This is a genomic window from Brevundimonas vesicularis (assembly GCF_900445985.1).
Taxonomy (GTDB): Bacteria; Pseudomonadota; Alphaproteobacteria; order Caulobacterales; family Caulobacteraceae; genus Brevundimonas; species Brevundimonas vesicularis_D.
In genome coordinates, this window is the sequence record NZ_UAQP01000014.1 from 1,476,308 (window position 1) to 1,495,789 (window position 19,482).

General features: G+C 66.9%; 29 protein-coding genes. All 29 read right to left on the minus strand.

Going from position 1 to position 19,482, the window contains the following annotated elements:
- Positions 1-149 precede the first annotated feature (149 nt).
- The 29 genes from DT343_RS16315 to DT343_RS17550 all read right to left on the minus strand — a co-directional run bounded on the left by DT343_RS16315 (position 150) and on the right by DT343_RS17550 (position 19,455).
- Positions 150-656, minus strand: a complete 507-nt coding sequence (locus DT343_RS16315) for a hypothetical protein (RefSeq protein WP_112863702.1) — start codon at positions 654-656, stop codon at positions 150-152.
- Complete coding sequence (locus DT343_RS16320) at positions 653-1,621, minus strand: phage tail tube protein (RefSeq protein ID WP_112863703.1); 969 nt, start codon at positions 1,619-1,621, stop codon at positions 653-655. Before DT343_RS16320 ends, DT343_RS16315 begins: the two co-directional genes overlap by 4 nt.
- A gap of 3 nt (positions 1,622-1,624) precedes the next feature.
- The gene (locus DT343_RS16325) at positions 1,625-1,828 is read right to left on the minus strand and encodes a hypothetical protein (RefSeq protein ID WP_112863704.1); all 204 of its coding nucleotides are present in this window, start codon (positions 1,826-1,828) and stop codon (positions 1,625-1,627) included.
- 12 nt (positions 1,829-1,840) lie between these two features.
- Complete coding sequence (locus DT343_RS16330) at positions 1,841-2,305, minus strand: hypothetical protein (protein ID WP_112863705.1); 465 nt, start codon at positions 2,303-2,305, stop codon at positions 1,841-1,843.
- Positions 2,298-3,020, minus strand: coding sequence for a DUF6441 family protein (locus DT343_RS16335; RefSeq protein ID WP_112863706.1), 723 nt, complete (start codon positions 3,018-3,020; stop codon positions 2,298-2,300). The genes DT343_RS16330 and DT343_RS16335 overlap by 8 nt, the downstream gene beginning before the upstream one ends.
- Entirely contained in the window at positions 3,017-3,334 is a 318-nt protein-coding gene (locus DT343_RS16340; RefSeq protein ID WP_112863707.1) for a head-tail joining protein, read from the minus strand. The genes DT343_RS16335 and DT343_RS16340 overlap by 4 nt, the downstream gene beginning before the upstream one ends.
- Positions 3,335-3,340: 6 nt before the next feature.
- On the minus strand, positions 3,341-3,967 hold the full coding sequence (locus tag DT343_RS17650; RefSeq protein WP_220116752.1) for a histone H1-like repetitive region-containing protein: 627 nt from the start codon (positions 3,965-3,967) through the stop codon (positions 3,341-3,343).
- A gap of 103 nt (positions 3,968-4,070) precedes the next feature.
- A complete protein-coding gene (locus DT343_RS16350) occupies positions 4,071-5,123 on the minus strand; it encodes a major capsid protein (RefSeq protein WP_146756781.1) in 1,053 nt (350 codons plus the stop codon).
- Between the two features lie 79 nt (positions 5,124-5,202).
- On the minus strand, positions 5,203-5,571 hold the full coding sequence (locus DT343_RS16355; protein WP_112863709.1) for a head decoration protein: 369 nt from the start codon (positions 5,569-5,571) through the stop codon (positions 5,203-5,205).
- A 71-nt stretch (positions 5,572-5,642) separates the two neighbouring features.
- Positions 5,643-7,211: a S49 family peptidase gene (locus tag DT343_RS16360; RefSeq protein ID WP_112863710.1), complete on the minus strand. Its 1,569-nt coding sequence runs from the start codon at positions 7,209-7,211 to the stop codon at positions 5,643-5,645.
- Between the two features lie 29 nt (positions 7,212-7,240).
- Positions 7,241-8,935: a phage portal protein gene (locus DT343_RS16365; protein WP_112863711.1), complete on the minus strand. Its 1,695-nt coding sequence runs from the start codon at positions 8,933-8,935 to the stop codon at positions 7,241-7,243.
- Positions 8,932-9,159 (minus strand): hypothetical protein, encoded by a 228-nt coding sequence (locus tag DT343_RS16370; RefSeq protein ID WP_112863712.1) that lies wholly within the window; start codon positions 9,157-9,159, stop codon positions 8,932-8,934. Before DT343_RS16370 ends, DT343_RS16365 begins: the two co-directional genes overlap by 4 nt.
- A gap of 2 nt (positions 9,160-9,161) precedes the next feature.
- Entirely contained in the window at positions 9,162-11,240 is a 2,079-nt protein-coding gene (locus DT343_RS16375) for a terminase gpA endonuclease subunit (protein WP_112863713.1), read from the minus strand.
- A gap of 4 nt (positions 11,241-11,244) precedes the next feature.
- Positions 11,245-11,862: a hypothetical protein gene (locus tag DT343_RS16380; protein ID WP_112863714.1), complete on the minus strand. Its 618-nt coding sequence runs from the start codon at positions 11,860-11,862 to the stop codon at positions 11,245-11,247.
- Positions 11,863-12,104: 242 nt separating this feature from the next.
- Entirely contained in the window at positions 12,105-12,899 is a 795-nt protein-coding gene (locus DT343_RS16385; protein ID WP_146756782.1) for a hypothetical protein, read from the minus strand.
- Positions 12,892-13,869, minus strand: a complete 978-nt coding sequence (locus DT343_RS16390) for a hypothetical protein (RefSeq protein WP_112863716.1) — start codon at positions 13,867-13,869, stop codon at positions 12,892-12,894. Before DT343_RS16390 ends, DT343_RS16385 begins: the two co-directional genes overlap by 8 nt.
- The gene (locus DT343_RS16395) at positions 13,866-14,207 is read right to left on the minus strand and encodes a hypothetical protein (protein WP_146756783.1); all 342 of its coding nucleotides are present in this window, start codon (positions 14,205-14,207) and stop codon (positions 13,866-13,868) included. The genes DT343_RS16390 and DT343_RS16395 overlap by 4 nt, the downstream gene beginning before the upstream one ends.
- Positions 14,204-14,434 carry a hypothetical protein gene (locus DT343_RS16400; RefSeq protein WP_146756784.1) on the minus strand — a complete coding sequence of 77 codons (231 nt, stop codon included), beginning with the start codon at positions 14,432-14,434 and terminating at the stop codon, positions 14,204-14,206. The genes DT343_RS16395 and DT343_RS16400 overlap by 4 nt, the downstream gene beginning before the upstream one ends.
- Complete coding sequence (locus tag DT343_RS16405) at positions 14,431-15,576, minus strand: phosphoadenosine phosphosulfate reductase domain-containing protein (protein WP_112863719.1); 1,146 nt, start codon at positions 15,574-15,576, stop codon at positions 14,431-14,433. Before DT343_RS16405 ends, DT343_RS16400 begins: the two co-directional genes overlap by 4 nt.
- Positions 15,573-15,968 (minus strand): helix-turn-helix domain-containing protein, encoded by a 396-nt coding sequence (locus tag DT343_RS16410; RefSeq protein WP_181669220.1) that lies wholly within the window; start codon positions 15,966-15,968, stop codon positions 15,573-15,575. The genes DT343_RS16405 and DT343_RS16410 overlap by 4 nt, the downstream gene beginning before the upstream one ends.
- Positions 15,969-16,002: 34 nt before the next feature.
- On the minus strand, positions 16,003-16,320 hold the full coding sequence (locus DT343_RS16415) for a hypothetical protein (protein WP_112863721.1): 318 nt from the start codon (positions 16,318-16,320) through the stop codon (positions 16,003-16,005).
- Positions 16,317-16,664: a hypothetical protein gene (locus tag DT343_RS16420; RefSeq protein ID WP_112863722.1), complete on the minus strand. Its 348-nt coding sequence runs from the start codon at positions 16,662-16,664 to the stop codon at positions 16,317-16,319. The genes DT343_RS16415 and DT343_RS16420 overlap by 4 nt, the downstream gene beginning before the upstream one ends.
- Positions 16,661-16,891, minus strand: coding sequence for a hypothetical protein (locus DT343_RS16425; protein ID WP_112863723.1), 231 nt, complete (start codon positions 16,889-16,891; stop codon positions 16,661-16,663). Before DT343_RS16425 ends, DT343_RS16420 begins: the two co-directional genes overlap by 4 nt.
- Positions 16,888-17,538 carry a hypothetical protein gene (locus DT343_RS16430; RefSeq protein ID WP_112863724.1) on the minus strand — a complete coding sequence of 217 codons (651 nt, stop codon included), beginning with the start codon at positions 17,536-17,538 and terminating at the stop codon, positions 16,888-16,890. The genes DT343_RS16425 and DT343_RS16430 overlap by 4 nt, the downstream gene beginning before the upstream one ends.
- A 70-nt stretch (positions 17,539-17,608) precedes the next feature.
- Positions 17,609-18,010, minus strand: a complete 402-nt coding sequence (locus DT343_RS16435; protein ID WP_112863725.1) for a hypothetical protein — start codon at positions 18,008-18,010, stop codon at positions 17,609-17,611.
- A complete protein-coding gene (locus tag DT343_RS16440; RefSeq protein WP_112863726.1) occupies positions 18,007-18,453 on the minus strand; it encodes a hypothetical protein in 447 nt (148 codons plus the stop codon). Before DT343_RS16440 ends, DT343_RS16435 begins: the two co-directional genes overlap by 4 nt.
- The gene (locus DT343_RS16445; protein ID WP_112863727.1) at positions 18,450-18,707 is read right to left on the minus strand and encodes a DUF6525 family protein; all 258 of its coding nucleotides are present in this window, start codon (positions 18,705-18,707) and stop codon (positions 18,450-18,452) included. Before DT343_RS16445 ends, DT343_RS16440 begins: the two co-directional genes overlap by 4 nt.
- A complete protein-coding gene (locus DT343_RS16450; RefSeq protein ID WP_112863728.1) occupies positions 18,704-19,165 on the minus strand; it encodes a hypothetical protein in 462 nt (153 codons plus the stop codon). Before DT343_RS16450 ends, DT343_RS16445 begins: the two co-directional genes overlap by 4 nt.
- On the minus strand, positions 19,162-19,455 hold the full coding sequence (locus tag DT343_RS17550) for a hypothetical protein (protein WP_181669221.1): 294 nt from the start codon (positions 19,453-19,455) through the stop codon (positions 19,162-19,164). The genes DT343_RS16450 and DT343_RS17550 overlap by 4 nt, the downstream gene beginning before the upstream one ends.
- Positions 19,456-19,482: the final 27 nt, after the last annotated feature.

Genomic DNA, 19,482 nt, shown 5'->3' on the forward strand with positions numbered 1-19,482 from the left:
GGCTCCGGCGCGTTGGACCGCGTCCCAAACTTCAGCGCCCTCCGCCGTTCGGCAAGCATGTTCGAACCGGGGACACCACCGGCCCTTGATCGCCACGCCCTGGCTGCAGGGCGCGGCGATCTTCTGACAGTTGAAGCAGTGGTCGGGGCCTACGCCGTCGGATCTTGCTCCGAAGAGCCATTCGGCGAGGCCCCGAAGGGCTCCCCCTCGACAATCAACAGCACAGCCGCCTCCGTCAGCACGGCCATGACCTGGTCGCTGAGCTTTTCGTCCAGAAACAGCGACTGAAGCACCTCTCGACTGATGGGCGCAGGCGCGCCGTCATCGAGGGTGAACCCAGTCCAGTTCGAGATACCGACCAGGGCGCACTCGACAGCCGTCAGCCAGGCCGAAATCCCGATCAGATAGTCGGCGTAAGCCCCTGGGTCGTCGTCGCGCATCCGCTTCCAACCACGGACTCCACCCTCCGGTAGAAGGTCATGTTCGACCAAAAGCGGCAGCAGCTCCGCATCGTTCTGCAGGACGGTCTGGGCTGCGGCGCGGGCGGTGTGCCACTCCGGACTACGGAGCCGGCGCACGGTGATCGAGGCACCCAAGTAGGCGCCGTGCAGCGACTTCGTGACCGGATCCTTTTTCAGGGCGACGCGAATGCTCATGTGTAGGCCGCCACGTCATTGGTGATGATGATCTGGGCCGCAGCCGCCGCCGCTGTCTGATAGGGCGACCAGTTGATGGTGCGCTCGATCTGGCCCGGTCCGCTGATCGGGATCGCGCTGGGCGCCAGCAGGGCTTGCGGGTGGCGCAGGCGGATCAGATGCCCGGTCTGGACCCCAAGCATGCGGAAGGTCGCAGCGAAGGTGTCTTCCTCTTCGTCCATCTGGTCGAAGACCGCGCCGATCGCACGGAACGAGGCCGAGCCGGAATGTTGGGTCGCATTCGGCCGCAGGCTGGACACCGTCGGCGTGGCGCTGAGGAAGATACCCTCCTGCAGCTGGCGGCTGAAGCTGAACGAGCCCGTCAGCATGTTGCCGGCGGCGACGTCGTCGACCTCGAACAGCGCGCGCAGGATGGGCGCTTCGGTCGGAACGGCCGTCACCGTGCCAACAGGGAAAGCCGTCAGCTTCTTCCGACGCAGGCCAGCGAGGCTGATGTTCAGGTTGAAGTCTTGGGTGTTCTCCCCCGTGAACTGGGTCGAGAGCTGGGACATCGTCAGGCCCTCGTAGACCCGGATGTCGTTGTCGCCGACCTTGATGGCCAGGTCGAAATACTGCTCCGCCTTGGAGCCGCTTTCGAAGGTGTGATCGAACAGCGGGCCATTGGCGACAGGCGCCGCCGGCGGACCCATCGCGGCGCGCAGCAGCAGCGGTAGCTGACGCGTATCGGCGTCGACGACCAGCTCGCCGGTCAGGCGGAAGAAGCCCTTACGCGGTCGCGTCGGATCCAGCACGTTCTTGCGGATGCCGGGATTGCCCAGCTTCGTCCGCTCGCGCCATTCCTGAGCGGGCGTGATGGTCAGCGAAAGGAACTCGAAGTTCTGCCAGACGGTCGGCGCCGTCTCCAGGTTCGCGCGGCGGCCGATGCGGGTTTCGCAGTCGCCGCCATACCAGACGTCAGCGGGCATGGATCAGTCCTCCTGGGCGTCGGTGACGCCGGCGATGGCCAAGTCGCGCTCGGTCGCGCGGCGGCCCTTGTCGTTGGAAATCGCGCCGTCGACGGCGCTGGCGTTGACCTGATGCAGGCCGGCCTCTGGGGTGACGATCCACACCAGCTTGGGCTTGGGGCCGGGCTTGTTCGGCGCGTCGGTTTCGGTGTCGGTTTCCGTGGTCATGTCAGGCTCCGGTCAGGGGGTGCGGCCCAGCGCGTCGCCCGAGCGGACGCGGATGGTGAAGGTGATGAAGAAGCTCACGCCATTCGGCGGAAGCTCGTCGTCGGTCTGCTCGCCAAGGATCAGCCGTTCGGCTGTACCGGACAGGGTGGGATTGGCGTCCTGCAAGACTGCCAAGGCCGCCAGAGCGTCCTCGACGCGATTGCCACGTCGCAAGCGCTCGGGACCAGCGATGGCGAGTTCGAGCTGACACTGGCGCTCGACGACATAGCGAACCCTTGGACCGCCCATCAGCTGACGAACCGGGTTCGTCTTGACCTTCACCAGCGCCGCCGCCTTAATCAGGCTCCGCTCGTCTCCGGTCGGGGTGAACGGTGCCGCCGGGTCGATCTTGAGATCAGCCGTCGCGTCGATGAAGCCAGCCGACAGAAGGGCGTCTGCGACGTCCGAAGCTAGCTGCTGATAGGCGGGTTCAATCATTGCTCGGTCCCGTCAGAAGGGCCTGGCTGCCGGGTTGTTCGAAGTAGCGGACGAACAGTCTGTCGATGGCGCTGACGGCGTTTCGCTGTGCGCGCTCTCGGATGACATTGCCGCGCAGCATCCGTGGCAGGCGGGCTTCCTTGACCAGATAGAAGACGACAATGGTGGTCAGGCCGTTCCCTGTGCGCAGAGCAGTGGCGCTGGCTTTGCGAAAGCTGCCGGGTCGTGAGGCGCTGGACCTTGCCTCGGCCACCAGCAGGGAGGCCTGACCTTGGCGGTAGATCAGCCTCAGCTTTCCGAATCTGGCCTCGGCGATGGCCAGCGTATTGTTGCGCTGCCCGCTACGCCCGCCAGGCCGAGGCACGCGGCCGCTCGGCCAGACGTCAGGATTTGGGATCAGCAGGAAGTGCCCGTTCGGCGATCGGACCGTGGTCGCCTGCTCGAATGCGCGCTGCAGGATGGGGAAGGTGGAATAGACCTGGGCGGCGGGGTTCAGCCCCCGGTTCTTGTATTTGCGTACACGGATGGTCTTCGTCATCCGCCCGGCATTGCGCAGGCCAGATTGAGCGACGTCCTGCCGCCACTTCGTCTGCGTGTCGCCGGCATAGTCGAAAAGCGCGGACTGGATGGCGCCCTCAACCCGCTTCAGACCAGCGTCCATCTCCCTGTCGAAGTCGCCAACAAGCGCCGCCTTCAGCTGCGCAAGAGTGGTCACCCCGGCATCACCTCGACCACCCACCAACGGCCATCGCCATCCGCCGTGGGCGCCTCAGCAACTTCCCAGAGGTCGACGCCGTGGCGGAAGAAGTGCCCCTCCTTCAACGTCGGACAGGCGGCCTTGGCGACCCTGATCGACGGACGCGTGCGAGTGAAGGAGATCGCCTGCAACCGATCCGCCGGCGTCGGATGATCTAGTTGAATCCGGACACCGACGAAGGCGGCGCCATCGACCGAATACAAGGCGTCGTCGCACAAATGCTCTTCAATGGCATCATCGATGCCGTCGAGGAGATCCGAGAAGCCGGCCACGATGGATCAGCCGATGCGAGCCGAGCCAAGCCGCGTCGCGGCACGCTCAACTTCTTCAACCGAACCGAAGCGGATCTTGCCGGAGCGCTCCAGGGCAAACGCGCGTCGCTTGGGCACGGAAACAGCCATGCCCCTGCGCAGACGTTCGCCGCCGGCGCCCAGCAGCTTGGAGGTCGACAGGATCGCGTCAACGCGTTCTTCCTCGCCGCCATCGGCAGGCGGACCACGCCGTGCACGAGGGGGCTTTGCCGCCTTATCGGCCGCCGCCTTATCGGCCGCCGCCTTATCGGCCGCCGCCTTATCGGCCGCCGCCTTATCGGCCGCCGCCTTATCGGCCGCCGCCTTCTCGGCCGCCGCCTTCTCGGCCGCCGCCTTCTCGGCCGCCGCCTTCTCGGCCGCCGCCTTCTCGGCCGCCGCCTTCTCGGCCGCCGCCTTCTCGGCCGCCGCCTTCTCGGCCGCCGCCTTCTCGGCCGCCGCCTTCTCGGCCGCCGCCTTCTCGGCCGCCGCCTTCTCGGCCGCCGCCTTCTCGGCCGCCGCCTTCTCGGCCGCCGCGTCCAGCGTCGGCTGCGCCTGGCTGGACGCGGCTTGAAGAGCGAGTTGGGAGGTCGAGGTCGGCGTGTTCGTGTTATCCATGACAGGTTCCTTTCGACGGGCTTGTCGGAGGGCGCGATGACGCGCGCTCGGAGAAGCCCGCCGCCCGAGCTGATCGGGCGGCGGGTGAGCGAAGCGCTCTGGCTTATTTCAGGCGGCCAGGGATCAGGACTTCAGGACGGGTGCAGATGTGCAGGCCGTTGGTCTGGCCTTCGAGGTCGATCCATTTCTCGCCCGTCGGATCGAGGGTCGCCATAGCGTAGCGCGGCAATCCCTTGCGGTTGACGGCCGAGAACCAGTTCGCCGGGGCGTAGCGACTGATAAACAGGCCAGGAACGCCCATGGGGATGAAGCGGCATTCGTCCGCATCCATCTCAACATCGCCGTAACCCGGATACTTCTCCCAGATCACGCCGCCGTAGGTGAAGGACTCGGAAGGATCGCCGCGCAGATCCTTGGCCTCCATCGTGGCGCGATAGGTGTCGATCACTTCAGGATGGTTGGCGACTTGATCGTAGAGGGCATCACCGCACGGTGCCCAGATGCCACGAACCGGCTTGTTGCCGAGGATCTGGCGCATCTGCGTCTTAAGCCCCGAAAACTGCGCCCGCAGCAGACCGGCATCGCCAATAGTCCAGCCTTCACGTGTCACATCGATTTCGATTGCGGCCGGCTCTGTGACTTCGAACTCATCGTAAAGGTCGAGCAGGACGCTGCCATCCTCGTCCAGGATCAAGCCTTGGATCGCACCCAGACGGTGATATTCCTCGGTCACCGTCAGGGTATCATCCATCGTCTGAAGCTTCTCGTCGCGCGCGGCCTCGATCCCGACGAGCTGATCCTCAGAACCAAACTCACGCACGTCCTGAAGTTCGTCCGCCATCAGACGGTCGCGCACGGGTACGTGCGGGATGACCAGGGAAACGCCCTGGCGCGTCGGATCCTTCATCGGCGTGGGATCCGCGCCGCGCGGCAGGACGGGGGCAATGTCCAGACGCGAGTTTTTGCGCTCGATGACAACGGACGTCGTCGGCACGCCCTGCTCTTCGAACAGGCCCAGCTGCGCGATGCGCTGCGGCGGGGTCTCGGTGGCGTTGATCGCCGCCGTCAGGGTGGTGGTTTTGAAGAGGCTCGACTTAAAGACGTTCACCAGTGACATGGTCGGTTTCCTTGCGTTTTGGCAGCCGACGGCCGTCACGGCGACGTCGGTGAAAAGAGACCGGCCCGGCCGCTGGCCGGGCCGAGATGAGAAGAGAAGAGAAGAGAAGACGCCTTGATCAGAAGCGGGCGAGGACGCCCTTTGCGGCCAGCTGGGCGACGGCCGTCGCCTTTTGATTGTCCGTGGCGCCGGCAGGCCAGACGAGCTTACCGAGGGTCACTTCGCCATCCCGTTCGAAACTGACGCCATCGACCTTCTCGGTCGTGGTGATGTAGTCGTCGAAGGCGATGCCGGCGGCCGTCTGGCTGCCGTCGGTGGCGGACGGGGCCAGCTTCACATAGTCACCGCTGGCGGTGACCTTGCCGAGCACCTGTCCAGCCAGAAGCGTCTGGGCCAGACCGACGATGATGCGCTGACGCGACCGATAGCCATTGGCTTCGGACAGGATGAAGTGGCCCGCACCGGGCGAGTCCTTGAGGATAGTCATAGAGGATCTCCAGATCCGGCGCCGACCTGCGACGCCTTCAATCGATTGAGGTTGGAAGGCTCAGGCGAGGCTTATTTGACGCTGCCCTTGGCGCGTTCGGCGCGGCGCTTGTAGATGGCCGAAGGATCGAGGTTTGCAGACGCTTTCTTGCCGTCCGACGCGGCGTCAGCGCCCAGGCGCGGCGAACCCTTCAGGGTCGATTCTAGACGACGGGCGCCGACACCCGAGAAGGCGGCCGAGGTTTTTCGGAACTGCGCATATGTCAAACCCGCCGCGATCGCAGCCGTCGCAGCCTTCGGATTGGATTCGGCCTCCGGTGAACCGGCGATCTTCTCAGCCTCGGTCTGGTCTTCGTCGCCTTCATCGTCGTCAGCCTCAGCACCCGGCTGAGCCTGATCGTCGTCGATCTCAGCCTCCGGCGTTTCGGCGTCCTCTTCGTCATCGGCCGGCGGCGCCTCTTCGGCGGCCTCGGCTTTCAGTCGAGCGACTTCGGCTTGCGCCTTGCGGGCGGCGGCCTGTGCGGCAGCCAGAGCGGTGCTCGCGGACGGCTTGCCGCCCGCTTTCGGTGTCTTGGCCACAGGGGCCTCCTTTGCAGGGGAAGCCGAAGCGCGGTCCCGCGCGCTGCCGGCCGATGCTGGGGAACCCGGGACGGTGTTGGTTTTGGAGCCGGCGACCTGGTCGCGCAGCTCGGCGAACGCCTGCTCTTCGGAGGCGATGGCATCGATCAGTTTCAGGCCGAGCGCAGAACGGGGCGCTTCGTCGTGGTGGCCCATGAAGACGGCCGCCTGCGTCGCCAGAACTTCTTCCGGAGAAAGCTGAGGCCGGCCGGCGACCACATCCGAGATGAAGTCCCGGCCGCACTGATCGATCTCGGCCTGGAGATCCGCGCGCGCCCGATCCGACAGTGAGGCGAACCAGGCGCCATCGGTCTTGGCTTCGCCGAACTGAATGGGGGTGATTTCGACGCCGGCCTTTTCCAAGGCCCCCGACCAGTTCTCATGCACGATCACCGCACCGATCGAACCGACCAATCCGACGCGGCCGGCGACGATCTTGTCAGCGCCAGAAGCAATCCAGTAGCCGGCGGAGCAGGCCATGTCCGCATAGACATGGATGGGCTTGCCGCCGCCTCGCGCGCTGTTCTCGCGCATGTATTCAGCCAAAGCGGGAAGGCCGCTGGCGACGACGCCGCCCGGCGTCGCTTCACGGATGAAGATGGCCCGGACGCGATCGTCCTCGTTGGCTTCGCGCAGACCCTGAAGGATGGTGTCGTAACCGTGATAGACCTCGCCGCAGAACATCTCGCCGCGATCGAGCAGCGGCTTGTCGATCTGCATCAGAGCGACGCCGTCTTTCAGCGTCCAGCAGAAGCCGAAGTCGTCAGGCTCGCCGGCATACAGCGGCGTGTAGGCGAGACGCGTTTCCATGGGGATGGGCGTGTAATCACCATCGTCGTCCATGGCGCTTGGCTGCCGGTCCAGTCCCGCCAGTTTGCGGATCAGAGCGGAGAAGCGGCCGGGCTTCACGCTGGCCTCGGCATCGACATCGCGCACGCGGTTGGCCAGCTCGAAAGCGGCGCGCGGCGTGAGCAGAAGGGGGCGGCCCGCGTGGCGGGTCGCCAGACTGGTCAGGTTCGACATGAGGTGTCCTCAGATGGCTCGAAGGCCGGTCAGGCCGCGACGGGCCGGGCATCCAGGAAGGCGTTGTGATCGACGCTGTCGGCGATGGCGGCGACCCGCGACATGGCCGAGCGGCGCGCGGAACGCGGGCGCTCATCCCGCTGGCGATCCGCCTCGGGATCATCGTCCGGCACGACGGGATCGCCGTCGACCGGCAGGCCCAGTTCGCGCTTGTAGGCGTTCTCGCGGGCCTTCTGCTCGAGCTTGTCTTCCCAGTTGGAGCCGTCGTACTCGGCGCACTCGTCTTCCATGGTCGTGATGCCCTCTTCCATCCGACCCGCTGCCGCCAGCAGCTCTTTCGTGGGATCGATGTGGCCGCGACCAGGACCGCGCCAGCGGCCTTCGACATAGGCGTCGATCGCGTCGTAGAAGTCGGGAGCGCCTGCCGGCAGCTGGATCGCGCCGATGTCGATCGCCTCTTCCAGCCAGGCCGCAAAGAAGGGCCAGACGATCTGCTGCTCGATCAAGCCGCGCAGAGCGAGCGTTTCCTTCCAGGCGATCATCAGGGCCGCCCGCGCCGACGAATAGTTCGTCGTCGAGAAGTCCATGGACAGCTCTTCGTAGGTGACGCCGAGCGCCGCCGCGATGAGCCGCAGGATCGCCCGCGTGAAGCCGTCGAAGCCCGAGGTGTCGCGGGCCGTCGTCTGCATCTGGACTTCGTCATCCGGTCCCAGAACGGGGAAGCGGACGCCCTGAACCTCGACCGGGTTCTCGTCGTAAAAGTCCTCGCGCTCCGCCGCGAAGCCCGACATGTCGTCGGTGTCGAACGAATCCGAAACCGCCGACGGACCAGCATTGGACTTGATGAAACCGAGGAAGAGGGCGTTGAGGGCCGCTGCCTCGATGGTCTTGTCGGTGAACCGCGAGAAGCTTTTGAACAGCTTCAACACCGACGCGAACCGGGTGACGCCACGCGTCTGACCGGCACGCAGCTTGTCGAACGCATGCAGCACCTGGGGCCGCCCCAGATTGGTCGAGTAACGCTCCCACGACTTCCAGTTCATAGACACGCGACCGGCGCCCATGCCGACGTCGTCGGGGTGACCCTCGCGGATCCAATAGCGGATCGGCGCCTGGCTCCAGTTCTTCTCGACACCGCCGCGCAAGGTTGGAGTGTCCGGCTTGCCGTTCGGGTTCGACAGGCGATCGGGATCGACGACGCGCAGGCGCGTCTTGTATTTCGTCAGCTCTTCTTCAGCCCACTCGACGAGGCCCAACATCTCACCGTCGTTGAAGATGTGAGCGGCCGACAGGCGCAGCAGCTGGCCGAAGGTCAGGGTGCGTTCCGCGTCGGCGCAGAAGTGGATGCCGTAAGCGTATTGCTCCCACTCAGCACCGATCGCTTGGCCCAGCTCGCGCGCCGCCTCATAGCTGATGCCCAGCGCGCGATGGTTCGGCTTTGACGTGAAATCCCAGCGGAAGCCGACGGACGCATTGACGACGCGCATGGTGGCGGATGCGCCGACGCCTTCGTTCCGACCGATGTCACGCGATTTGGCGATCACCTCATCGCGGTCATCCAGCCAGTCGGCATCCGCCGAGCGGAGGCCCGGCCGCCAGTTTGCGTGCACGCCCTCGCGGCGCGCCGCTTCATAGGGTCGCTCGAACGCCGTCGGCACATGAGCCACCGACGCCGATCGGGTGGAAGGATAGGCAGGGCCGCGCAGGCCGAACATGCCGCTCATCGGTCCCACCGGAAGGTGATCGCACCGCGACGACGCGACCGCCCAGTGAGAGCCTTGGTTTCCAGAGCCTCGATCTCACCATCCAGGCGCTTCAGATCTGCCGCCGCCATATCCTTTGAGCGACCATTTGAAGCGACCTTGGACACCGCCCGCCCGCTGATCTGGGCGTCGCGGTCAGCCCGCAGGCGGGCGAGACGGATCACATCGTCTTCGGTCAGCGCCATGCTCAGCCTCGTTTCTTACGGAAGAACCGACGTTCCGACGAACCCGGTTTGTCATTCGCCGGCGGCGTCGGATCGGACGGCTCCAAGGCAACTGCGGACTTCGGCGCCGTCTTTTCCCCCGAGAAGAGGTCAGGCGCCGATGCCGAGGCCTGGCCGCGCGCAGCGGCGCGTGCGGCCCAATCCACATTCTCTGCGCCGTTCTTAGCCGGCGCGCCGACTCCGAGGCTCCACGCCAGCGCGCGGGCGCCGACCCAGATGTCCACCCACTCGTTGCGGTCCCGCAGCTTTTTCCACCAACGCTTGATCTCGCCGGTGCGGTCGTCGGTTTCCTCGGCCAGACCCTCTGCCGTGATCTGCTGCGCCCAGGCCTCGTCTTCGGCCATGGACCAGTGTCCCCGACCTTGCTGACGGACCGCGTAGCCCGCTTCGGTCGAGAGCTTCAGGGACCAGGCCAACATGGCCTTTAGTTCCCACGTGCCGGACGGCCACAGCTTGACGCGCCCCTTGACCCGGCCCTGCTCGACCACCTTGACCGGCTTGGCCTTGCCCAGGATCGGCACTTTCCAGCCCGGCCGGCCATCCATGGCATAAGACCGGGGACGACCGCGACAGAAGGAATAGACGCGCTGGGTTCTGAATCCGGTGTCGACGCCGAACGCCTCGATCCCCAGCTCGCCGCCTTCGGCATGGGGGTAGGTTCGGCGGTAGATCTCGTCGAGTTCGAACCAGACCTGGTCGCCGGCTGTGTCGCCCGGAATGACCCAACGATCGATGACCCACCACTCGCCGCCCGGCCCCCAGGCGATGGCGCCGCCTTCGAGATAGGCGCCTTGGACGTCGGTGAAGGCCGTGACGTATTCCGCCCCTGCCGGGACGATGGAGTGTTCGTATGGCTCGCGTAGGCGGTGAAGTTCCTCCCAGCTCATCGCCTCGACCGAAGGATCCCAAGCGCGACCGAAGGTCTGCTGCTCCAGGGTCTTCAGTTCCGCTGGTGACTTGGCGTCGGCGATGGACTTGGCGATCTTCGCCCAACTGATCAGGCCGCAGTATGCCTGCCAGATGTAGTAGCTGGGCTCGCGGCCTTCGCAGTTTCGGCGCGTATAGCCATGGACGTCTTCAGCTGCGACGAACTTGGCTGGCGCCGGGTTATCCTCGTTCTGGCTCGGGAAGGTGGGCAGCCAGATCCCGGCGGGGCGGAACGTCAGCATGTCCGTCTCTTCCAAAACGCCGCCGCATCCGCCCTCCGAGGGAGGGCAGACGAAGTGATGAGGCGTGCCGTTCGGCGAGGCCGGTTTGAAATCCTCCGGCTCGAGGTGGAAGAAGCCGGTGCAGTGAGGGCACTGGCCATAGAAGCGGCGCTGGTCGCCCGCCTCTTCGGCCTTTGAAACTTCGCACTCGCCCAGCACGGACGGCGTCGAGATCATCAGTTCCTTGGAACCGATGACCGAATAAGCGGCCTGACGTTCACGCGCCTGGGCGACCGGGGAGCCGCGCTCACCAACATCGACGAGGGCGTTGCCGACCTCTTCCAGGATCAGGTTCCCGGTCGAGATCATCTGTAGTTCTTTCGGTGACGCGAGGTTGAAGAGGCGGATCTGCGCGCCCGTCTTCAGCGTCTTCTTCTTGCCATCCGACATCGGCCGGCCACGGATGACGCGGCGGTCGATGCGGTCTTTCAGCCGGGGACTATCGTCCAGCAGTGGCTCGAGCTTCAGCTCGTTGTATTTCGTGATCTCGCCCGCCGAAGGCAGGCCGATTGCGAAGGAGCGCGGATTGTTCTCGACCGACCAGCAGACCCAGAGCTGTCCGACGGTGCTCTTGGCGGATTGCGCCCCGCCACGAATGGTGACCCGCGATGCCGGATCGTCAGGGTGCAGCCGATCCAGCGGCTCGCGCAGATACTCGACGCCGTCGAAACTGATCGGCCCCTCTTTGGGCGTGTTCGTTCGCGCCGACAGGATAACCGGCCCGCCGTCAGCGCCGCCCGCTACCCACTCTGAAATGCTCGTTTCAGGGGCGGGCGCCATCGCCGCCGCCACACCCGCGTAGACCGCTGCAGCGGCCAGCGACATTGCGGTCATCGCGTCAGGGCGCAGCGGCCTGATCGGTGGCGATCATGCCGGAAACAGACGGGTGCAGCTGCGCTTCGGCCGCGACCTTTAGTTTGGCAGATGCCGCCGCCTGGGCATCCTTTCGCGCCTTGCGGAAATCAGCAGCGACGACGCGGCCGTGGCGGGTGGCGATGGACATCTCGACCCGCTCCAACTCTGTCACGAAGGTCTGCATCACGCCGTTGATGACGGCCAGGACGTCAGCCGCCGGCACAAGGTCGCCCTCGGCCAGTGCGTCTTCACGTTCCTTGTCGCGGACCTGAAGCTGTTTCAGGCGAAGGTTGGCCTGCTGGATCTCCGAGGCGATGCCCGGCGTCAGCGGTACGCCGCCGCCATCATCATCGTCCAGGACAGTTGGTGCAGCATCCTCCGGGACCATGTCGCGCCGCCCTATCGACAGCGTGTTACCCGAGCGATGAAGGATCAACGCCGCCAGATCGACGAATCGGCATCGGCCTTCCTTTCGGGAGGCGATGTCGGGGTTGCGGGCGAGGTATCTCGAAACGTTCGAGGCATCGATCTTATCGCCGCGCCGCGTCAGTTCGGCCGCCGCTTGGGCGACGGTCACGAAGCCCGACGGTGCTGACTGCATCCGTGCGTTCATGTGCGTTCACCCGTGCGCCAAACATGATCCGTGCGCGATCCGTGCTATGCGCATTTTAGGTCTTCGCTTGAGAACCTACATGCCCAAGCTGCCCGTATACGTCAGGGTTTGGGGGAAGGACCCGTGGCCTATGGCGGCCACCAAAAACCCGCCTCGGCAGGGCCGGGCGGGCTGGGGTCGCACCTCTGGAAGTGAGGGAACGGATGCACTTAGCGTTCCCGTCCGACAACCTACATTTTCTCGACCGATCGAACTTTGTCGGAAAGTGTAAGTGCCTCGATCAGCAGCGACCGATTCGTCTGCCACCGACGACCGCCGCCCGTAAGCCCCCGAATGCTCTCACCGCGACCGGCGACGGCCTGAAGCACGGCGGCCTGTTCCGGCGTCAGCGCCGCATGCTTTCTCGACAGCAGCGCGCCGGCCTGTCCTCGCTCGATCGCCGCCGCCATCGGAGCCTCTGGATCCGCCCATGCCCGGCCCACGCGTGGCTCGATCGTCGCGACGCCGACCGGCGGGCGGGCCGCCTCGACCAGCTGGCGATACTCGTCCGCGATCCGCAGCTGGTCGTCGTCGAGGTGCCCGGCCCGATAGAGGCTGGCAATCCCATCGATGCGCCGCGCCCGCCGAACGGTCTGAACGTCGAGGATGGGCTGCCCCTTCAGCCGCGCCAGCCCGCCGTTGTCGTCGCGCCGGAACTCGCCGACCGCCACCGTCTCGACCTCGAACGCCTCGCCACGCGCCTCGGCCCGCAGCAACGTGTCCTCGATCGCCGCCTCGACGGCCGCCCCATCGCGCGCCGCCTTCAGCTGCCCCTCGACCAGACGGACCAGCATGGCCGCCTTGCGTCGCTCAGCCAAGCCGCCGGCCAGACGCTCGGCTTCCATCAACGCATCCCGCTGCGAAGGGCGCAGGGTCACGCCCGACACCACCACCTCGACGGGACCGGCCAAGCGCCGCGCCCGGCTGGCCTCCATGCGCGCCAGCTGCTCTGCGCTCAGCCGCATCGGCATAACCGCCTTACCCATGCGCCGCCCCCTTCGTCATCACCCGGACGCCCAGCGCCTTCAGCGCCGAACCCGCCCCATCCGTCAGGCGCTGCGCCCCGATCTTCGTCGCCGCGACGACCGCGCAAAGCCCTTCGTCCCAGCCCGCGTGATTGAGGTAGCTGGCCACGCCCGCTTCCCCCATCGCGTCCATGACTGCCGCCTTCACGTTCGCCGGTCCCGCCCAGCCCAGGACGATCGGGGCCTGCGCCAGCGCGCCGTCGTCCGGCAACCAGGCCATGAACCGATCCTCGTCCAGCCAGCGGTCCAGGTTCATCGCCTTGCCCCGGCCGAAGTCGGGATCACGGGCGACGCAGGCCCGAACCGCGCTCAGCATCCGGTCGTCGGTTTCACGGCTGCGCTCGACGGCGTTAAGCCATGACGCTTCGACGCGTGGCGGGGCGACCCGCTCCGGCGCCTTCGTCGCCCAAGCCTTCCCGGCAGCCTCGCTCGCGCGCACGCTCGCGGAGGGTTTAAACCCTTGAGTAATTCCCTTCCCTATTTGGGTGACACCCGTGTCACCCCGTGGGGTGACAGATGCGACATCTTGGGGTGACACCTTGTCACCCGGCGACCCCGGATTTTCCCCGCCTTGGGGTGACACCCTGTCACCCCGCGCCGCCGCCCGTTCGGCCTTGCGACGACGCGCCGTGCTGGCGTGACCCGTCTCCAGCGGCAGCTGGTAATAGGGGTACAGACGCCCCTCCATGTTCTTCTTTTCGCCCGTCGCCTTGATCAGCGACATGGCCTCGAGCGCCCGCAGGCCGCGCTGAACCGACCGCTCCGAGACATCCATCTCCATGGCCAAGACGGGCACCGACGCCCAGCCCACGCCCAGCGCATCGACGTAGGACGCCAGATGCACAAGCGTCTGTTTGGCGTTGCGATCCTTCTTGCCGGCCGCATCGACGCATTCCTGCGCCTTGGCCCACGTCACCGCCACGTCGCTCATGACAAGGCCCCCAGCGGCGCGCTGGGCGTCTTCACCGCCAGGGCGCTGGTCCGCTCTATCGGCGGCAGGTCGGCCGCCGCCACGCGGGGCCGCAGCACCTTCTCGGGTGCGACCACGATCCGCCCGGCCTCGACGGCTTCCAGCGTGCTGATCGCCCGCGCCAGCTGCCCCATCTCGTTTAGCGTCTGGACCATCAGCGCGTGCTGATGCTTCGGATCTTCAGCCCTCAGCGCCTCATCGCTGGCGATCTGACGGCGCACGTCCGCCACCGCCCGCAGCTGCTCGCGCAGCAGGTTCAAGGCCGCCTCGAACGCGCCGGCCTCCCCAAGCTTACTCACATCCACCCCCGTTCCTGGGCCAGCCAGGTCGGCATGGTCCAGATGTTCTCGTCGCGGCCCTCGCCGCGTCTCGCCTGTGACTTCGGCGCCCACTGCGCCTCGCGGCGATCGTTGGTCTCGGCCAGCAGCCACGCCTTGTCGGTCTGGTCGTGCAGCACCATCGCCAGGGCGATCTCGCCGGCCTTCGGGGCCGGCCGAGGCGTCTCGCCGAACAGGTCACGCGTCATGCCGCAGCCCTCCATTGGCGCCGGATTGCAGCCTGTGTTCGAGCGACTTGCGCCGACGCCTTCTCATCACGCTCGGCCATCAACTGCTCGAACCGCGCGATCACCGAACCCGGCGTTGGAAACAGGTCAGGCAAGCCGTGATGACCGAGGATCACACCGCGCGCAGCGACGACCCGTTCCGCCTCGGCCCAGGCCGGTGCCCGTAGCGGCCAGCCTTTGACGTAGCGCAGGCCTTCCGGCAGTCCCGCTTCAAGGGATCGCCGCTGAAGCGCCATAGCCTTGCCGCGACGAACGTCCGAGGCGAGGCCTTCGCTCAGCAACGTTGGCGCGACGTCGGCCAGCCAGCGCGTCGGCTGGAAGCTGAAGCTCGACCCCGCCTCCATGGCGACGAGGTGTCGGTATAGGTCTATGTTGCTGGCGCAGCGCACGGCGGCCGCCTGGTCCCCGACGCTTTGCATGACGCAGAAGGCGCAGCTAACCCGGCTGGATCCGTAGACGGAATACGCCTCGTGTAGGGGCAGGCGCGTCGCGGCATGGCGTGCAAAAACGGCGTCCGCTGACCAGTTGAGCACCGGATGCCAGGTCATCATGCGCGACCCATCAGCCCGATCCCGCGCGGACTCCGACTTACTGATCTGCGCCCCGGCCCGCTTGACGCTTTCGTCCCTGCGAATGCCGACGACAGAGACGATCGTCTCTCCGGGAAAGGCCCGCTGAAGCGCAGGCGCGATCACCTGTTGCTTCATCTCCGACGTGCAGAACCTCAGGCTCGACGACGACCACGGACCGATGAGATTGAACACGGACAGATCAGCGTATCGCCGCTTGCCGTGGGTGAACCGGGTCTCCCAGCGCGAGACCATGTCGTGCGTTCGATGACGCACCACCATCAGCGGCAGGCCGAGGTGACGGGCAGTAGCGGCGACAGCCTCGGGCGTCGCCTTCCACTCGGCTCGCCCAAGATCGGCATGGATCGCAACGCGCCGATCCCTTGGATGACCGACAGCATCGAGGAACCGCTGACCGGCCTCGCCCGCCGCCCCGGAATCCTTTCCGCCCGACAGACTGAACGCGAAGACCGCGCCGCTTCGGGCAGCCGCAACGATCGCGTCATCGACAGCAACGGACCAGTCATGGGTCATGCCGCCACCCCGACGATGGAGGGTGCCTCAGGCCCGAATACGACCCGCCTCAGCGCGGCTGCTGCATTTGGGCGCATGCGATAGCCGACGCCCCAAACCGTCTCGATCCCGTCGTTGATGCCGACCGCCGCCATCGCGCGGCGCACCTTGTGCACCGTGACCTTGGCGCTTGCGCAGGGGTCGGCAAGGTCGTCGAAGTGTCGGCAGGTCGCCCTCGCGATCGCGTCGTAGCGGACCGCGCGCCCCTCGCGTTCGACCAGCAGGATGACAGCCTGCGATAGCAACGGGGCCAGACGCAGCGTCCTGGACCAGCGGTCGCGCACCTCACCGTGGACGACGACGCTGCGCTCTTCCGACGCCTGCCGCCGCCATTCGGCCAGCTCATCCTTCATTTGCGCCAACTCGGCCGCCAGCAGATCGCACCGCTCACACATCAGCCGCGCACTCCCGGAAGGCCGCCTTGATGGCGGCGATGTCAGGCGAGGTCAGGCCTTGAAGTTCTGCGTGCGCGCCCTCGCGTAGCCGTTCGGAGCCGCATACGAACCATGACGAGAGGCTGTCCGTCATCCGATAGATGGCGATTGCCCGGCCATCGACATCGAACACGGCGGTGATCGCGCCGTCTTCATCGACCTCAGCGACCGACAGGACCGTCCAGCCGACGGTTCCTTGGATCTGAAGCACAACGAGATCGCCCGGAGACGCAGGCGCCATCTTTTGACGTGTTGCCTTCAGTTTCGTCATGACGACACCGTCGCGATCTCGGCGAAGGCGATCACCGCATCGCCCTGATCCATCCAGGTCCGCCAGCGCAGGGCGGCGAAGGCCTCCGGATCATGGTCGGCGGCGCGGAAGGCCAGCACGTCCGGCGCGCAGTTCAGCCGACCGACACCCAGCATCTTGCCGGCGCGATTGGTGACGCCCATCACCACCCCGTCGTCATCGACGGCGGCGACAGGCCAGGCCGCCCACAGCCCGACGGTGGCGTTCAGGCAGAGGACGACGATGTCACCCGCAGCCGCGACGCGGCGCACGCGGACAGGCTCGCCGGCCGGGCGAGCGGGGAATTCGACGATGTCGGCGGTCATGGCTCGGCCTGCCCGCTTGCTTTGATGCGGACGGCCGCTTCAGCCGCCTTGCCGCAATCCGCGCCGTTCCTCGAACATGAAGGGCAATAGACGTCGCTGTCGTCGCCCCAGCTATCGGTTCCGCAGTCGCCGGAAGAACCCTGCCATCCGCATCCGTCGCATGACGCGGGATAGAAGGGTTCGATCACCGTGACGATCTGCCCATTGGGATAGCGATATTGCGTCATGCCGCCCTCGCCAGTTCGGGCTTCAGGCGGCCAGCCAGCGCCTCGACGTCCACGTCAAACAGGTCGGCCAGGTCGCCGATCGGCACGCCGCGCGAGAGGTAAATCCGCGACCAGCGCACCATATTGTCGCTGACCGCCTTCAGCGTTTCGACCGCGCCGGACCGCGCCGGCGTCGGCCGCGAACGAACCGGGTTTGTCGCGGCGGGACGGGGGCGATCGGGTTCGGGGGGCTGGGCGGGCGGCGGCGGCGGGGGCGCAGGCGGCGGGGCGACCGGGCGATCCGGGCGCGTCTGAACCGGCGAGGGCTTACGCGCCGACGCATCCGCGTCCGCCGCCTTTGGCTGTGGGCGCGCGCCATCCAGCACGCCGCCATTCCGCAGCGCCTCCGCGACGTTCAAAAGGCGATCCGCCTCGATGTCCGCGTTGCGCAGCATGGACGGGGCCAGCCGCGACCGATCGACCTTGAACACGCCGGCGACGTCGCGGGGCTTCAGCTTCAGCGCCGTCATCAGGCCCGCCGCCGCGATCAGACGGGTGCGTTTGTTGCCATGGGCAGGGCCGAACACGGCCTGCGGATCCGCTCCCGTCATCCGACACGCCGCCACGACCGCGAGCGCCACATGGGCGGCTGTGATCTGCGCGCTCATGTCGGCCTCCCGAACGACGGCGAGCCTGCGCTCAAGTAGGCCTGCGGCCGATAGCGCCACGAGAAGAGCCTCATCCCCACACCTCCGGTCGGCCGCGATGGGCCTGTCGAAAATCCCGGTCCGCCAGGCCGGTCAGCTGCTGATCCAAAAACATCGAAAGATCGGCGACCGAGGCCGCCAGTCGCCGCCGCACCTCGCCGGGCGTCTCGCGCCGCGCGAACGCCTTGGCCGCCAGCACGAAGGCCTTCGCGGCGTCCGTCGTCGCCGCCCCGGCCTCGCGCGCGAACACCTCGGTCGAGGCGCCGTTGACCCGGTTGCCCAGGCTGGCCAGACGCAGTTCGGCGTCCTGACCCCACGCCTCTTCGGCGGCGTCGTCGGCGCAGGCCTTGGCCAGTTCGACCAGACCGCGCCAATCGGCCCGGCTCTTGACCCCGGCCGGTCGCGACTGCGGTTTGCCGGGACGTCGGATCACTGGCCGGCCTCCCAGGCTTCAGCCAGCCGCGACACGACGACCAGATCGGCGGGCGACAGCCCGAACCCTTTTTCGCGGAAGGTCAGGCCCAGCCGCGCCTTGGCGACCTCTCGCGCCGTGACGCAGACCGCGCGCGCCGCGCCGCCGCCGGCGATGCCCTGGGCCAACTGTGCGCTGGGCAGGACGGCGCCATTGGCGTGCCACAGACGGGCGACGATGGCCGCTGCATCCTTACCCAGGCCAGCCTTCACCAGCGCGCGTTCCGCCTTCTCGCGCGGCGACAGGGCCGGTTTGACGATGGGCACGGCGGGCATGGACGCGTCGAACTTGCGCCGCAGCTCCAGCTCCGAACATCCGGTCATTCCGGCGATCGCGCTCCAGCTGGCGCGCAGGGCGCGTTTGCGCAGCACGAAGTCCGCATCGACGTGATCGATCCGCGTCATGCCGCCGCTCCCATCGCGATACGGCCGAGGCCCGAATCCAATTTGGCCAGCTTGGCCAGCAGGGCGTCGTGCCGTTCGGAGGCGTCGCCGATATCCGAGCGCCAGAACCGCAACAGCGGCTCGCTGGCGACATTGCACGGCGCGTCGCGCAGCCGCGCCCGCACCATCGGCGGCAGTGCGTCAAAGGCCGCCATGTCCTTTTGCGGGGTCGTCGGGCACACGCCCAAGCCAGTGCGGAAGGTGTTGCCGCTCATCGCGCCGCCGCCTCTCTGGGCCGCATCGCTTCGGCCAGAGCCTGACGCGCCTGGTGCAGATCCTCGAAGAAGGCGTCCAGCATCACGCCGATCTCGGCGCCCTCGCGCGGATCGACCTGACCATCCGCCATCGCCGCCCGCACCGCCTTAGACAGGTCGCCGCCGCGCTCGATGACATCCGCCACCTCGTCGCGCAGGCATCCGACCACGTCGCCAGCCGGGCGCGCCTCGGCCATCGCGGCCGTGACGATCGGCTGACCGCAATAGGCTTCCAGACACAGGACGATGTCGATGGGCAGGAAATCGGGGCCGTCGGGCCGCTGGCAACGGGACAGGTGCGGCACCGAATAGGGCCGGCATGATTCCGCGCAGGCGGCCGAGGCCTCTTCCAGGCCGCCGCAGGCCTTGATCAGCAGCTTCGTCTTCAGCTTCAGCCAGCGATTGGGTTCGGCGCTCATGCCGCACCTCCTGCCGGGGAGAAAACGGCCAAGCTTTTCTCGGCGCCATGATCCGCGCCCGGCGCCACAACCGCGTCATCAGACGACGAGGCCGCCGAATGTTCAGAGACCAGCAAAGCCAGATCCGCCCGGGCGCGCTCCAGACGCCGGACGCCGACGTCGATCGAACCGTCCTCAAGACGCTCGAGCCGGTAGGTGTCGCTGAACAGGCGCTTGGACAGCCAACGGCGGGATTGACCCGTTTCGGCGCTGAAGGCGTCACAAGCCGCGAGGAAGGGGGCGATGCTCATACCTCGCCGGATAGGGTGAAACTTCAC